The organism is Pseudomonas sp. GW822-FHT02G04 (assembly GCF_058802085.1).
On sequence record NZ_JBXANU010000010.1, the window covers coordinates 56,516 to 71,282 of the forward strand.

Sequence of the window (14,767 nt, forward strand, 5' to 3'; positions counted from 1 at the left end):
AACGATCATCAGGCCGACTCCGGCCGATACGCCCGCATAAACAACCCCACCACTTCCTGCACATGGGCTTCGGCCGCATCCCCGGTTACCGGTTCGCCGCAGCCATACAGCAAGCGGAAATTCCCCGCGCCCTTCAGCAGGCAGAAAAAGTGCTCGGCGGCATTGCGTGGTTTATCGATGCTTAGCACGCCACTCTGATCGATCTTGCTCAGCAACCGCTCCATGCCGTGCAGCATGCGCTCTGGCCCGGCTTCGAAGAAGATCTGCGAAAGTTTCGGGTCCTGGCTGCCCAGCGTCATCATCAGCCGGTGCAGGTTCACCGATTCATCGCTGTTGATCAGTTGATGAAAGCCGCGTGCGATGTTCAGCAGCACGGTTTCCACCGCTATGCCGTCCGGCAATTCAAAAAACAGCGGTGGCAGTTGCTCTTCGCATTTGGCCATCACGGCGGCGGAGAACAGCGTCTCTTTGTCGTTGAAGTGGCTGTAGACAGTCAGCTTCGACACGCCGGCCTCAGTTGCCACGGCATCCATGCTGGTGTTGGCGTAGCCCTTACTCAGAAACAGGATTTTCGCCGCGTCGAGGATTGCCTGGCGCTTGGCCAGATCCTTGGGGCGGCCCGGACCACTGGGTGTTGAAAGATTGTCAGACATTCTTCGCTTTAATACTGGACTGGTGAGTTTGCTATTAATAACATACTGGTCAGTATAATTATTCCAAGCACCATTAGCGAAAGGTCCTTCACCATGTTCCGCTATGTCCTGCCCCTCGCGTTGCCGGTCAGTCTGGCTTTTTTACTGTCTGCATGTGGCCACGAAGAGGCGCCTCAAGTCACTGTGCGCCCGGCCATGGTCGTGCAGCCAGAGCCTTCGGCGCAGGCAATGGAAAGTTATCCTGGTGAAGTCCGCGCGCGGTATGAACCGGACCTGGCCTTCCGTATTGGCGGCAAAGTCAGCCGACGACTGGTCGAAGAAGGGCAGCGGGTCAAGGCTGACCAACCCCTGGCGGAACTCGATCCTCAGGACGTGCGCCTGCAACTGGAAGCCACCCGTGCCCAGGTCGCGGCCGCCGAGGCCAATCTGAGCATGGTTCGCGCCGAGCGTGATCGCTACAAAACCCTGATGGAGCGGCAGATGGTCAGCCGTTCGCAGTACGACAACGCCGAAAACCTCTACCGCTCCGGCGAGGCACGCCTCAAGCAAATCAAAGCCGAATTCAATGTTTCGACCAATCAGGCCAGCTACGCGGTGCTGCGTGCGCCGCAGGATGGCGTGGTGGCCAAACGTGCGGTTGAAGTCGGGCAAGTGGTGGCGGCGGGGCAAACCGTGTTTACCCTCGCCACCGATGGCGAGCGCGAAGTGTTGATCAGTCTGCCGGAGCAGAGCTTCGGCCGTTTCAAGGTTGGTCAGCCGGTCTCGGTGGAACTCTGGACCCAACCCGATCAGCGTTTCCCCGGGCACATCCGTGAGTTGTCGCCTGCCGCCGACCCCAAATCCCGCACCTTTGCCGCCCGTATCGCTTTTACCGCCGGCAAGGTTCCCGCCGAACTCGGCCAGAGCGCCCGGGTGTTCATTCAGACCGCCGAAGTGGTGCCGTTGTCGGTGCCGCTGTCGGCCCTCACCGCAGAAAACGGTGCCACTTACGTGTGGGTGGTCGGTGCCAACAACACCTTGAAAAAAGCCCCGGTGCGGGTCGGTGCATTCGGCGAGAAAACCGTGCCGGTGCTCGAAGGCCTGAATGCCAGCGACTGGGTGGTGGCGGCCGGTGTCCATGTGCTTCACGACGGGCAGCAAGTGCGCCCGGTGGATCGCTCCAATCGCGTGGTCAATCTGGCGCACAAGGAGTAATCCCCGATGGGTTTCAATCTATCCGAATGGGCGCTGCGTAACCGCCAGATCGTACTGTTCCTGATGCTCTTGCTGGCTGTAGTCGGCGCGTTGTCCTACACCAAGCTCGGCCAAAGTGAAGACCCGCCGTTCACCTTCAAGGCCATGGTGATTCGCACCAACTGGCCGGGGGCCACGGCCGAGGAAGTGTCGCGCCAGGTCACCGAGCGTATTGAAAAGAAACTGATGGAAACCGGCGAGTACGAACGGATCGCCTCGTTCTCCCGCCCGGGCGAGTCCCAGGTGACGTTCGTCGCGCGGGATTCGATGCACTCGGTGGAAATCCCGGACCTCTGGTATCAGGTCCGCAAAAAAATCGGCGACATCCGCCAGACCCTGCCACCGGGCATCCAGGGGCCGTTTTTCAACGATGAATTCGGCACCACCTTCGGCAATATCTACGCCCTGACCGGCGACGGATTTGATTACGCGGTGCTCAAGGATTACGCCGACCGCATCCAGATTCAGCTGCAACGGGTCAAGGATGTGGGCAAGGTCGACCTGCTCGGATTGCAGGACGAGAAGATCTGGATCGAATTGTCCAACGTCAAACTGGCCACCCTCGGGTTGCCGTTGGCGGTGGTGCAGCAGGCCCTTGAAGAACAGAACGCGATGTCTACCGCGGGCTTCTTCGAAACCACCAGCGAGCGTTTGCAGCTACGGGTCTCGGGGAATTTTCAGACAGTCGACGAGATCAAGAACTTCCCGATCCGCGTCGCTGATCGTACGTTCCGCATCGGCGATGTGGCGAACGTGCGTCGTGGCTTCAACGATCCACCGGCGCCGCGCATGCGCTTCATGGCTGAAGATGCCATTGGTCTGGCGGTAGCCATGAAGGACGGTGGCGATATTCTGGTATTGGGCAAGGCGCTGGAAATAGAGTTCGCCCGGATCCAGCAGAACCTCCCGGCCGGCATGCAGTTGCGCAAAGTCTCCGATCAACCTGCCGCGGTGAAAACCGGTGTCGGCGAGTTCGTTCAGGTGCTGGTGGAGGCCCTGGCGATTGTGTTGCTGGTGAGCTTCTTCTCCCTCGGCGTGCGCACCGGCATGGTCGTGGCGCTGGCGATTCCACTGGTGCTGGCGATGACCTTCGCCTGCATGTATTACCTCGGGATCGGCCTGCACAAGATTTCCCTCGGCGCGCTGGTGCTGGCGCTGGGCTTGCTGGTGGATGACGCGATCATCGCCGTGGAAATGATGGCGATCAAAATGGAGCAGGGCTTCGACCGGATCAAGGCTGCCAGCTATGCCTGGACCAGCACCGCGTTCCCGATGCTCACCGGTACGTTGATCACCGCTGCCGGTTTCCTGCCGATTGCCACCGCGCAATCGGGCACCGGTGAATACACTCGCTCGATCTTCCAGGTGGTGACCATCGCGCTGCTGGCGTCGTGGGTGGCCGCCGTGGTCTTTGTGCCTTATCTGGGGGAAAAACTCCTGCCGGACCTGGCGAAAATTCACGCCGCCAAACACGGCACCGGCGACGGCCATCCCGACCCTTACGGCACGCCGTTCTATCAGCGCGTCAGACGGCTGGTGGAGTGGTGCGTGCGCCGGCGCAAAACGGTGATCGTGCTGACCATCGTGATGTTCGTCGCGTCCGTGGTGCTGTTCCGTTTCGTGCCGCAGCAGTTCTTCCCGGCTTCGGGGCGGCTGGAACTGATGGTTGATCTGAAACTGGCCGAAGGTGCCTCCCTGAGCAACACCGCAGAAGAGGTCAAGCGTCTCGAAGGCCTGCTCAAGGATCACGTCGGGATCGACAACTATGTGGCTTATGTTGGCACCGGTTCGCCGCGCTTCTACCTGCCGCTGGATCAGCAACTTCCGGCCGCCAGCTTTGCGCAGTTTGTGGTGCTGGCCAAGACCATCGAAGACCGCGAAACCCTGCGCACCTGGCTGATCGAAACCCTCAACGAACAATTCCCGGCCCTGCGCTCGCGGGTCACGCGGCTGGAGAACGGCCCGCCGGTTGGTTATCCGGTGCAGTTCCGGGTCACCGGTGAACACATTGCGGACGTCCGCGCCTTGGCGCGTAAAGTCGCGGCCAAGGTTCGTGAGAATCCACACGTGGCCAACGTGCATCTGGACTGGGAAGAACCGAGCAAAGTCGTGTACCTGAACGTCGATCAGGACCGCGCGCGAGCGCTGGGCGTGAGCACGGCGAACCTCTCGACTTTCCTGCGAGGCTCGCTGACCGGTGCCAGTGTCAGTCAGTACCGCGAAGACAACGAGTTGATCGAGATCCTGCTGCGCGGCACGGTGCATGAGCGCACCGAACTGGCGTTGCTGCCGAGCCTGGCCGTGCCGACCGACAACGGTCGCAGCGTGGCGCTGTCGCAGATTGCCACGCTGGAATACGGCTTCGAAGAAGGCATCATCTGGCACCGTAACCGCCTGCCCAACGTGACGGTTCGCGCCGACATCTACGGCAAGGAACAACCGGCGACACTGGTGCAGCAAATCATGCCGACCCTCGATCCGATCCGCGCCGAACTGCCGGACGGCTATTTGCTGGAAGTCGGCGGTACGGTGGAAGACTCGGCCCGAGGGCAGAACTCGGTGAAGGCCGGCGTGCCGCTGTTCATCGTGGTGGTGCTGACGTTGCTGATGCTGCAACTGCGCAGTTTCTCACGCACGGTCATGGTGTTTCTGACGGCGCCGCTGGGGTTGATCGGGGTGACGTTGTTTCTGATGGTGTTCCGTCAGCCATTCGGTTTTGTCGCCATGCTAGGGACCATCGCCTTGTCCGGGATGATCATGCGTAACTCGGTGATTCTGGTGGATCAGATCGAGCAGGACATCGCTGCCGGGCTCAAACCGTGGCAGGCGATCATCGAGGCGACGGTGCGACGTTTCCGGCCGATTGTGTTGACCGCGCTGGCGGCGGTGCTGGCGATGATTCCATTGTCGCGCAGTGTGTTTTTCGGGCCGATGGCGGTGGCGATCATGGGCGGGCTGATTGTGGCGACGGCGTTGACGCTGCTGTTCTTGCCGGCGTTGTATGCGGCTTGGTTCAGGGTCAAGAAAGAGCCCGTTTGATCTTGGCGGCCTCGACCTCGTGGTTTGGCTCGCCGCCTTCCCTTGTAGGAGCATCCTGCGGTAGCTCCTACATGTATTTCAGATCCGTCTGATATTGAGTCAGAGCAAGGGCGGTGTTGTACTCGAGACTCGGTTTCGTGAGTTTTTGAGACAGCAATGATGAAAAAGCCGCCCATGCTGAAGGGCAGATCCGACCCGGTGTTCGATCGGTTGGGGCAATCGCCCAATAAGGAACGCCTCTCGGACTACCTCGCACTGCTCAAGCCTCTGGACGATCAGGGGCGTTACCTTCCGTTCGATGACTTACGCTACCGCTGGGCGCCGGGGCTGGACTCTAATCTGTGCTGGGCCTTGGTCAAAAAAGCCCGAACCGCCCAGTACTCAACCCTTCTGCCATTGGGCGAGCCTGTCCAATGGGGTCGCTTCGTGCTCACGCCGCTGGCGCAGAAAGCGGTTTCTGCCGTCGATCGGCAAGCGACAACGGCAGCGCTGGAACACATGACCAGCCAGATCGGCGAGCATGCGCATTTCAGCTATCTGCTTAACGATCTGATCGAAGATGAAGCAATCAGCAGCAGCCAACTCGAAGGTGCAGCGACCACTACCCGAGTGGCAAAAGATATGCTCAAGCGCAAGCGGCTGCCGCGTACGCCGGATGAGCGAATGGTCATCGGCAACTACAAAATGATGAACTTCGCCTGGGAAAAGCGTTATGAACCCTTGAGTGTCGAGCTGATTACGGCGATGCATCGTGTCGGCGTCGAGGGCATCGATGACACTCAATATTCACCCGGGGCTTTCAGGGCCAACGATGATGTGGTGGTGCAGGATGGCGAGGGCAATACCGTTCATACACCGCCGCCCGCAGCAGGGCTGGTGTCACGGCTGCAGGTGTTGTCGAACTGGATCAATCAATCCCACAACGACCCCTATCAAGTGGATTATCTTCATCCGTTGATAAAAGGCATCGCCCTGCATTTTGCTTTGGGCTATGAGCATCCTTTTCGCGACGGCAACGGCCGGGTCGCGCGGGCGCTGTTTTACTGGTTCATGTTCAAGAATGACTTCTCGGCCTTTCGCTATATAGCGATCAGCATTTTGTTGCGCAATGCGCCGGTGAAATATGGCCGCTCGTATCTGAATACGGAAGCTGATGAGCTGGACCTGACTTATTTCATCGATTTCCAGTGTTCGGTAATTCTGCGTGCTGTCAGTGGTTTTACTGAGGCCTATCGGAAAAGTCTGGCTTATGCCGAGAACTTTGATCGATGGTTGTTGGAGTCCGGCTTTTTTGACCAATTGACCGAGAGACAGCGCGCGGTATACCAAGTGGCCAAGAGTGGAATGGCCAAGGAATTTACGGCGGTCAATGTGAAGGAGAATCTGGACTGCTCTTACAACACCGCGTCGGCGACCTTGAATGGGTTGGTTGGGTTGAACGTGTTCGAGAAGAGGAAAATGGGCAGGGAGTGGGTGTTCTTCTTGCGCGGAGCAGGCCTGTGACATAAATGAAAAGCCCGCTGACCCCTTAAAAGGTCAGCGGGCTTTTTGTTGAGTCTGATTATTCCCAACACATGGAAACGATCAGGTTACGGCTCAGAACAATATCTTCGCCACATCCGCAAAACGCTTGGCAAAGTGCACGGTAATGCCTTCCTTCAGGTATTCCGGCAACTCTTCGAAGTTACCCCGGTTCGGCTCCGGCAAAATCAGTTCATTGATCTTCTGCCGACGCGCCGCGATGACTTTTTCGCGCACGCCGCCAATCGGCAGTACGTGCCCGGTCAGCGTCAGTTCACCGGTCATGGCCACGCCTTTTTTCGGTGGCTGGTTGCGGGCCAGCGAAAGCAGGGCGCTGGCCATGGTCACGCCGGCGCTCGGGCCGTCTTTCGGCGTTGCGCCTTCCGGTACGTGGAGGTGGACGAAGGCTTCATCGAAGAATGTCGGGTCACCGCCGAATTGCTTCAGATGGGAGCTGACGTAGCTGTAGGCAATTTCTGCCGACTCTTTCATCACGTCCCCCAGTTGCCCGGTAAGCTTAAAGCCTCGGTTGAGGGTGTGAATGCGCGTGGCTTCGATCGGCAGGGTCGCGCCGCCCATGCTGGTCCAGGCTAGCCCTGTGATCACACCGACGCCGGACAGCACTTGCTCGTTGCGGAACACCGGTCGGCCGAGTGAGGCTTCCAGGTCTTTGGGGCCGAGTTTGATCACGGCTTTCGGTTCGTCGAGCAGCTTCATCACCGCTTTGCGCACCAGTTTTCCGAGGTTTTTCTCCAGCTGACGGACTCCGGCCTCACGGGCATAGCCGTCGATCAGCGATCTGAGGGCGTTGTCGCTGATGGTCAGGCTGTTTTTGGACACACCAGCCTTTTCCAGTTGTTTCGGCCACAGGTGACGCTTGGCGATGGCGACTTTTTCTTCGGTGATGTAACCCGACAGGCGAATCACTTCCATCCGGTCCAGCAGCGGGCCGGGGATCGAGTCCAGGGTGTTGGCGGTGCAGACGAATAGCACTTTCGACAGGTCCAGGCGCAAATCCAGGTAGTGGTCGAGGAATTCGACGTTCTGTTCCGGGTCGAGGGTTTCCAGCAGCGCCGAGGCCGGGTCGCCCTGGTAGCTCTGGCCCATCTTGTCGATCTCGTCGAGCATGATCACCGGGTTCATCACTTCGACGTCTTTCAACGCCTGGACGAGTTTGCCCGGTTGCGCGCCGATGTAGGTGCGGCGATGGCCCTTGATCTCGGCTTCGTCGCGCATGCCGCCGAGGCTGAAGCGATAGAACGGCCGCCCCAGGGATTCGGCGATGGATTTACCGACGCTGGTCTTGCCCACGCCTGGCGGGCCGACCAGCAACACGATGGAGCCGCTGATTTCGCCTTTGTAGGCGCCGACCGCGAGGAACTCGAGGATACGGTCCTTGATGTCGTCGAGGCCTGCGTGGTGTTTATCCAGCACCTTGCGCGCGTGCTTGAGGTCGAGTTTGTCCTCGCCGTACACGCCCCACGGCACCGAGGTCGCCCAGTCGAGGTAGTTGCGGGTCACCGCGTATTCCGGCGATCCGGTTTCGAGGACCGACAGTTTGTTCATTTCCTCAACGATGCGTTTCTGCGCCTGGGGCGACAACACCTTGCCCGTCAGGCGTTGCTCGAACTGCTCGATGTCGGAGCTGCGATCGTCCTTGGTCAGCCCCAGCTCTTGCTGGATGACCTTGAGTTGTTCCTTGAGGAAGAACTCGCGCTGATGCTCGCCGATCTTGCGGTTAACTTCGGCGGAAATCTCTTTCTGCAAGCGCGCGACTTCGACTTCCTTGCGCAGCATCGGCAGGACTTTTTCCATGCGCTTGAGCATCGGCACGCAGTCGAGCACTTCTTGCAGTTCGCTGCCCGTGGCCGAGGTCAGGGCGGCGGCGAAGTCGGTCAGGGGCGACGGGTCGTTGGGGCTGAAGCGGTTGAGGTAGTTTTTCAACTCTTCGCTGTACAGCGGGTTCAGCGGCAGCAGTTCCTTGATCGCATTGATCAGCGCCATGCCGTAGGCCTTGACCTCATCGGTCGGCTCAGTGGGCTGGTGCGGGTATTCGACTTCCACCAGATACGGCGGGCGATGGTGCTTGAGCCAGGTTTTGATGCGCACCCGGGTCAGGCCCTGGGCGACGAATTGCAGTTTGCCGTTTTCGCGGCTGGCGTGATGGACTTTGACCAGCGTGCCGTATTCCGGCAGGGCCGAGGTGTCGAAGTGGCGCGGATCTTCCTGGGGGGCGTCCATGAAGAACAGCGCCAGAGAATGGTGGTCGGACTGGCTCACCAGTTCGAGGGTTTCGGCCCAAGGCTCTTCATTGACGATCACCGGCAATACTTGCGCCGGGAAGAAAGGCCGGTTGTGGATCGGGATGATGTAGACCTTGTCCGGCAGGTTCTGGCCAGGCAGGGTGAGGCCTTTGCCGGTTGAATGGTGTTCGTTTTTGTCTGTTTCGGCGTATTCGCTCGGGTCTTCGGGGAATTCTTGCTGGTCGGTCATGGGGCACCTGCGCAATAGGGTATGGATCTTAGATGGGGCAGGTGGGGGGTGGTTTCAATGGCCCTGGCTATTTCAGAGTGTGTGTTCAGGGTTTTGACAGGTGCGGGTGGATCAAGGTTAAAAGCCAGATCAAAAGATGCACGCCGCCCTACTGTAGGAGCGAGGCTTGCCCGCGAAGGTGGTGTATCAGGCGACTTCGATGTTGAATGTGAAATCGCCTTCGCGGGCAAGCCTCGCTCCTACAGGGATTTTGGGGATGGCGGGGATTGCAGTGCGCACAAAAAAAGGCGACGCCCCTCACAGGGTGTCGCCTTTGTTTTAACTGCCGCTACCGCTTATTCCGACAGTTTGTACGCAATCACATAGTCACCTTGCTTGGTGCCCAGCGAGCCGTGACCACCCGCAACGACGAGCACGTATTGCTTGCCGTCCTTGCCGGTGTAGGTCATTGGTGTGGTTTGCGCGCCGGCTGGCAGGCGGCCTTCCCACAGCTGCTTGCCGTTTTTCACGTCGTAGGCGCGCAGGTACTGGTCGAGGGTGCCGCTCAGGAAGGCCACGCCACCGGCAGTGGTGAAGGTCCCGCCCAGGCTCGGTACGCCCATGCTCAGAGGGATCGGAACCGGCGAGCTGTCGCGCACGGTGCCGTTCTTGTGCTTCCAGATGGTTTTGTGGGTGGTCAGATCGACCGCGGCCACGTAGCCCCACGCCGGTGCCTGGCACGGCAGGCCCATCGGCGACAGCAGCGCTTCGAGGATCACGCCGTATGGCGCGCCTTTGTTGGGCTGCACGCCTTCGGTTTCGCTGACGCGCGGGCCTTGTTTGGCGATTTCCGCGGCCGGGATCAGTTTCGATTTGAACGCCATGTAGCTCGGGTTCACGAAAGCAATCTGACGCACCGGGTCAACCGACATACCGCCCCAGTCGAACACACCGAAGTTACCCGGATAAACGATCGAGCCTTGCAGCGATGGCGGGGTGAACATGCCGTCGTAACGCAGGGATTTGAAGTCGATCCGGCACAGCATCTGATCGAACGGGGTCACGCCCCACATGTCGCGTTCCTTGAGGGTCGGCGGCACGAAGTTCAGGTCGGACATCGGTTGGGTCGGCGACGTGTGGTCGCCTTCCACCGCGCCTTGCGGCACCGGGATTTCATTGATCGGCACGATCGGTTTGCCGTTGCTGCGATCCAGCACGTAGATGCTGCCTTGCTTGGTGGACGCGAGCACCGCCGGTTTCACACCGTCTGCGGTTTTCAGGTCCATCAGGGTTGGCTGGCCACCGACGTCCATGTCCCACAGGTCATGGTGCGTGAACTGGAAGTGCCAGCGCACTTTGCCGGTGGCGATGTCCAGCGCGGTCAACCCGGCGGAGTGCAGTTCCGATTCAGGGGTACGCGCGCCACCGAACTGGTCCGGGGTCTGGTTGCCCATCGGCAGGTACAGCATGCCGAGTTTTTCGTCGACGGCGAACATGGACCACATGTTCGGCGAGTTGCGGGTGTAGACCTTGCCTTCGGCAATCGGCGTGGTGTCGTCCGGGTTGCCGCTGTCCCAGTTCCACACCAGTTTGCCGGTATGCACGTCGAACGCGCGGATCACGCCGCTTGGCTCGTCGGTGGAAACGTTGTCGGTGACGTGGCCGCCAATCACCACCAGGTCTTTGGTGACCGCCGGTGGTGAAGTGGAGTAGTAACCACCAGGGGTGAAGCCGCCGATGTTGGCGGTCAGGTCGACCTGACCACCGTTACCGAAGTCTTCGCACATTTTGCCGGTGTCGGCGTTCAGGGCGATCAGGCGGGTGTCGGCGGTCGGCAGGAAGATCCGGCGCGGGCAGACGCTGGTCACTGGCGCGTTGGCAGTGCCGGTCGGGCTCTGCTCTGACGCGTAGGTGGCATCATCGTGATAGGTCACGCCACGGCAGGTCATGTGCGCCCAACCCTTGAAGTTCGCCGCCTTCTGCGTGGAGAGCTTCGGATCGAAACGCCAGATTTCCTTACCGGTGTCCGGGTCCAGTGCGATCACCTGGCTGTGCGGCGTGCAGACATAGAGCATGCCGTTGGCTTTGAGCGGGGTGTTTTCGGCGGTGGTTTCACCCGGATCGTTTGGCCCCGGCAGGTCGCCGGTGCGGTAGGTCCAGGCGGGAACCAGTTTGCTGACGTTCTGCGGGGTGATTTGCGCCAGTGGCGAGTAGCGATCGCCATGGGCACTGCGGCCGTAGGAGTTCCAGTCGCCATCCGGCATGGCCGGGGCGGTGTTGCTCATGCCAGGCACGGCATCACGATCCAGTTGACCTTTGATTTCACCCGGGTTGGTGAACAGGCTGGCCAGCGCGGCGATACCGGCGATGACCACGGCGGCGCTCAGTGCGCCGGTGCCGATCGGGTTGAACTCACCGCGATGCAACGGGCGGCGGACCCACGGCAGCAGCAGGACGATACCGAGGGCAAAGAACAGCGCCAGGCGCGGCACCAATTGCCACCAGTCGAGGGCGACTTCCCACAGCGCCCAGACGGTGCTGGCGAACAACACGGCTGCATACATGCCCAGTGCCGAGCGGCGGGCAGCGATCAGCAGACCCCCGGTCACCGCCAGGCCGATACCGGCCAGCACGTAATACAGCGAGCCGCCGAGCATGCTCAGCTTGATCCCCCCGGCCAGCAAGGCCAGGCCCATTAGTAGAAGCAGAATGCCGAGCAGGGTCGGCAATAGACGGCTTCGACTCAAAGCACCATCAGTGCTCATAGTGTGGTTCTCCGTGACGTTTTAAGTAGTCCCGCGCAGTAGTCACTGTAGATGACGATCTGGTGTGGGCATGGTTCAGCTAAAAAAGTGTTCGGTTGATGCGGTCCCTGTGGGAGCTGGCTTGCCTGCTCCCACCAGTTTTATGCGTTTAATTAGAACGATGACTGGATCTTGATCCCGCCAATCAGCGCGTCGTCGACCTTGTCCACGCCACCGGGGTGGCGGATGTATTGCAGGTTCGGACGCACGGTCAGCCAGTTAGTGACGTGCACGCCGTAATAGAGTTCGCTGCTGTATTCGGTGTCTTGCAGTGGCAGGAACGACGGGTCGTCGAAGTCCTGGACGGCGCGGGCCTGATTGGTCGCCTCGGCGTTCTTGCGGTAAGCCGGGTTGACGTGGACACGGGCCAGCGCGAAGCCGATATCGTCTTTGGCGCGGGCATCGAACAGGCCTTTGTAGACGACGCCAGCCTGGACATAGTTGTCGATGGCGTTGGTCTTCTTGTCGTGCATCGTGGCGTTGGCGAACACACTCAGGCCGCGAGCGTTATCGCTGGCGCGGCTGGTCAGCTGCTGCTGAATACCGAGCCACACGCCATGCTTGCTCGATGCACTGCGGTAAGCCTCGCCGCTCAGGGCGGCCGGCTGGCCATCGCTGTCCTTGTAGACGTCGCTGGCCTTGGCGCTGCTGTAGTAGTAACCGGCGCGGTATTCACCCGGCAGGCCATTGAGTTTCGGGGCCCAGACCAGTTCCACCGGCAGGATTGCGCCCTGAGTGCCGCTGCCGCTGAGCTTGAAACCGTTGTCGCGATCCAGGTTGGACGGGTTTTGCTCGTAAGCCCCGACTTGCGCGTAGAGCTCCGGCGTCAGGTGATATTTGACGCGCATTGCCCACTGGCTGACCGGCCAGTTGTACCAGATGCCACCGACCCAGTTACCAACCTGGGAGCCGCAGAACGCCAGGTTCTGGAAGTCGCAGGGGAAGCTGTTGAAGTCTTCGCCTTCGCCGAAGCGGCCGACCTTGATGTCGAGCTTCTGGTCGAAGAATTTCTGCTGATACCACATCTGCGTCAGGCGCCAGGTCTGGCCGCGACCCCAGACTTCCTGAGCCGAAGTGAAACCACCGACACGCGGGTCGTTGATCCGGTCGTTGCTGATGTTGTTGCCGTTGCGTTCAGTGATGGTCAGCTGAAATTCAGCGTCGTCCCAACCCAGAATCTTCTGCAAATCCAGGTGATTGCCAAAGGCAAACTGGTCGCTGTAGCGAGCGGTGCGGTCATGGTCGTAACCGCCGTGCAGGTTGCTGCCCATTTCACCGGTGTAATCGACTTTGAAGTCGTAGCCTTTTTCCGAAAGTTCGGTGCGAGTGCCATTCCAGTCACCCAGCATCCATGGCGAGTCGCTATCGAAGGCTGGCGCGGCCTGGGTGCAGGTGGCAAGGCCCAACGCGGTGAACCCGCCGATCAGGTTCAGGGCTTTTCGATTGGCCACAGGGAGAAAGACAGCGCTGTCTCGCGAAGTTTGAACATCAGGCATAGAGAAGGAATTCTTGGTTTTTTAAAGGGGGTGAACTGAACGCAGCAGGAATGCAGCAGGGGGGAGAAGCGTTTCAGCTGGACGGGCGCAAGGATAATGTTCTGTAACACATAGAGAAAGGGCTTTTACTGACATGGATCCTTTCGGATTTCGTAACAGTCGGCTGCGACCGGTCGCCGCAGTGCCAGGTGGCGCAAAAAAAGGCGGACTGAATAGTCCGCCTCGCTATGTTTCAGAGCCGTTAATTCAACAGATAGACGGGGAAGCATTCACACAAATGCATCACCCGTCGACGGACATTGTCCAGCAGCGCCGCATTGGTCGGTTGCTCAAGCAGGTCGGCAATCAGGTTGGCCACTTCGGCGCATTCAGCTTCGCCGAAGCCGCGCGTGGTCAGGGCGGGTGTGCCAATGCGAATGCCGCTGGTGATCGCAGGTTTTTGCGGATCGTCGGGGATCGCGTTCTTGTTCAAGGTGATGTGGGCGCTCTCGAGCAATGCCTCGGCATCTTTTCCGGTGATGTTCTTCGCGCGCAGGTCGAGCAGGAACATGTGGCAGTCGGTGCCACCTGACACCACCCGCAGGCCCCGTCGAGTAAGGATGTTCGCCATGGTCCTGGCGTTGTCGATGACGCGTTGCTGATAGTGCTTGAAGTCATCACCGAGGGCTTCATTGAACGCCACGGCTTTGGCGGCGATGACGTGCATCAGAGGTCCACCCTGATAGACCGGGAATATCGTCTTGTCGAGCAACGCCGCATGTTCGCGTTTAGCCAGGATCAGACCGCCCCGTGGGCCGCGCAGCGTTTTATGAGTGGTCGAGGTGACGAAGTCGGCAATGCCGACCGGCGAGGGGTACAGGCCGGCTGCGATCAGTCCGGCGTAGTGCGCCATGTCGACCATCAGGTACGCGCCGATTTCATCGCAGATGTTGCGAAAACGCTGGAAGTCGATGGTCCTGGAATACGCCGAGGCACCGGCAATGATCATTTTCGGCCGGTGTTCCCGGGCCAGGGCTTCCATCTCGGCGTAGTCGAGGGTTTCGCTGTGTTTTTCCAGGCCGTAAGAGTACGCGGTGTAGAACTTGCCGGAGAAGTTTACCGAGGCGCCATGGGTCAAGTGGCCGCCATCGCCAGGGACATTCCCAGAATCGTGTCGCCAGGGTTGAGCACCGCGAGGAACACGGCCTGGTTGGCCTGGGAGCCGGAGTGCGGCTGGACGTTGGCATATTCGCAACCAAACAGTTTGCAGGCACGTTCGATGGCGAGACTTTCAATTTCGTCGACCACTTTACAGCCACCGTAATAGCGCTTGCCCGGGTAGCCTTCGGCGTACTTGTTGGTCAGCACCGAACCTTGGGCTTCCAGTACTTCTTCGCTGACGTAGTTTTCCGAGGCGATCAGCTCCAGGTGGGTTTCCTGGCGGTTGCGTTCGCGGCTGATCAGGCGAGCGAGGGTGGGGTCTAGATTCAGCAGGCTCATGGAAGGCATTCCTTTAAATAAGTGTTTCGGCCAAGGGCGCTGGCGCGTGATGCGGCAACGCCTGTGACTG

The 14,767-nt window shown here is 59.9% G+C and carries 7 protein-coding genes and 1 pseudogene; 3 read left to right on the forward strand and 5 right to left on the reverse strand.

Features of this window, described 5'->3' with window-relative positions; translation table 11 throughout:
• Positions 1-8 precede the first annotated feature (8 nt).
• A complete protein-coding gene (locus AC1RO5_RS15030) occupies positions 9-653 on the reverse strand; it encodes a TetR/AcrR family transcriptional regulator (RefSeq protein WP_493175908.1) in 645 nt (214 codons plus the stop codon).
• A 93-nt stretch (positions 654-746) separates the two neighbouring features.
• Here AC1RO5_RS15030 and AC1RO5_RS15035 point away from each other — a divergent pair, with 93 nt between their 5' ends.
• The 3 genes from AC1RO5_RS15035 (at position 747) to AC1RO5_RS15045 (ending at position 6,428) form a co-directional block, all read left to right on the forward strand.
• Positions 747-1,847 carry an efflux RND transporter periplasmic adaptor subunit gene (locus tag AC1RO5_RS15035; protein ID WP_493175910.1) on the forward strand — a complete coding sequence of 367 codons (1,101 nt, stop codon included), beginning with the start codon at positions 747-749 and terminating at the stop codon, positions 1,845-1,847.
• 6 nt (positions 1,848-1,853) lie between these two features.
• Positions 1,854-4,925, forward strand: coding sequence for an efflux RND transporter permease subunit (locus tag AC1RO5_RS15040; protein WP_493175912.1), 3,072 nt, complete (start codon positions 1,854-1,856; stop codon positions 4,923-4,925).
• Positions 4,926-5,084: 159 nt separating this feature from the next.
• Positions 5,085-6,428 (forward strand): Fic family protein, encoded by a 1,344-nt coding sequence (locus AC1RO5_RS15045; protein WP_493176055.1) that lies wholly within the window; start codon positions 5,085-5,087, stop codon positions 6,426-6,428.
• Between the two features lie 93 nt (positions 6,429-6,521).
• Here the strand turns inward: AC1RO5_RS15045 and lon are convergent, their stop codons facing one another.
• The 4 genes and pseudogenes from lon to glyA all read right to left on the reverse strand — a co-directional run bounded on the left by lon (position 6,522) and on the right by glyA (position 14,697).
• A complete protein-coding gene (lon, locus tag AC1RO5_RS15050; RefSeq protein WP_493175913.1) occupies positions 6,522-8,939 on the reverse strand; it encodes an endopeptidase La in 2,418 nt (805 codons plus the stop codon).
• A gap of 335 nt (positions 8,940-9,274) precedes the next feature.
• A complete protein-coding gene (locus tag AC1RO5_RS15055) occupies positions 9,275-11,683 on the reverse strand; it encodes a glucose/quinate/shikimate family membrane-bound PQQ-dependent dehydrogenase (protein ID WP_493175915.1) in 2,409 nt (802 codons plus the stop codon).
• A 152-nt stretch (positions 11,684-11,835) separates the two neighbouring features.
• The gene (locus tag AC1RO5_RS15060; protein WP_493175916.1) at positions 11,836-13,218 is read right to left on the reverse strand and encodes a carbohydrate porin; all 1,383 of its coding nucleotides are present in this window, start codon (positions 13,216-13,218) and stop codon (positions 11,836-11,838) included.
• A gap of 241 nt (positions 13,219-13,459) precedes the next feature.
• Positions 13,460-14,697, reverse strand: a pseudogene (gene glyA / locus AC1RO5_RS15065) (serine hydroxymethyltransferase).
• Positions 14,698-14,767 lie beyond the last annotated feature (70 nt).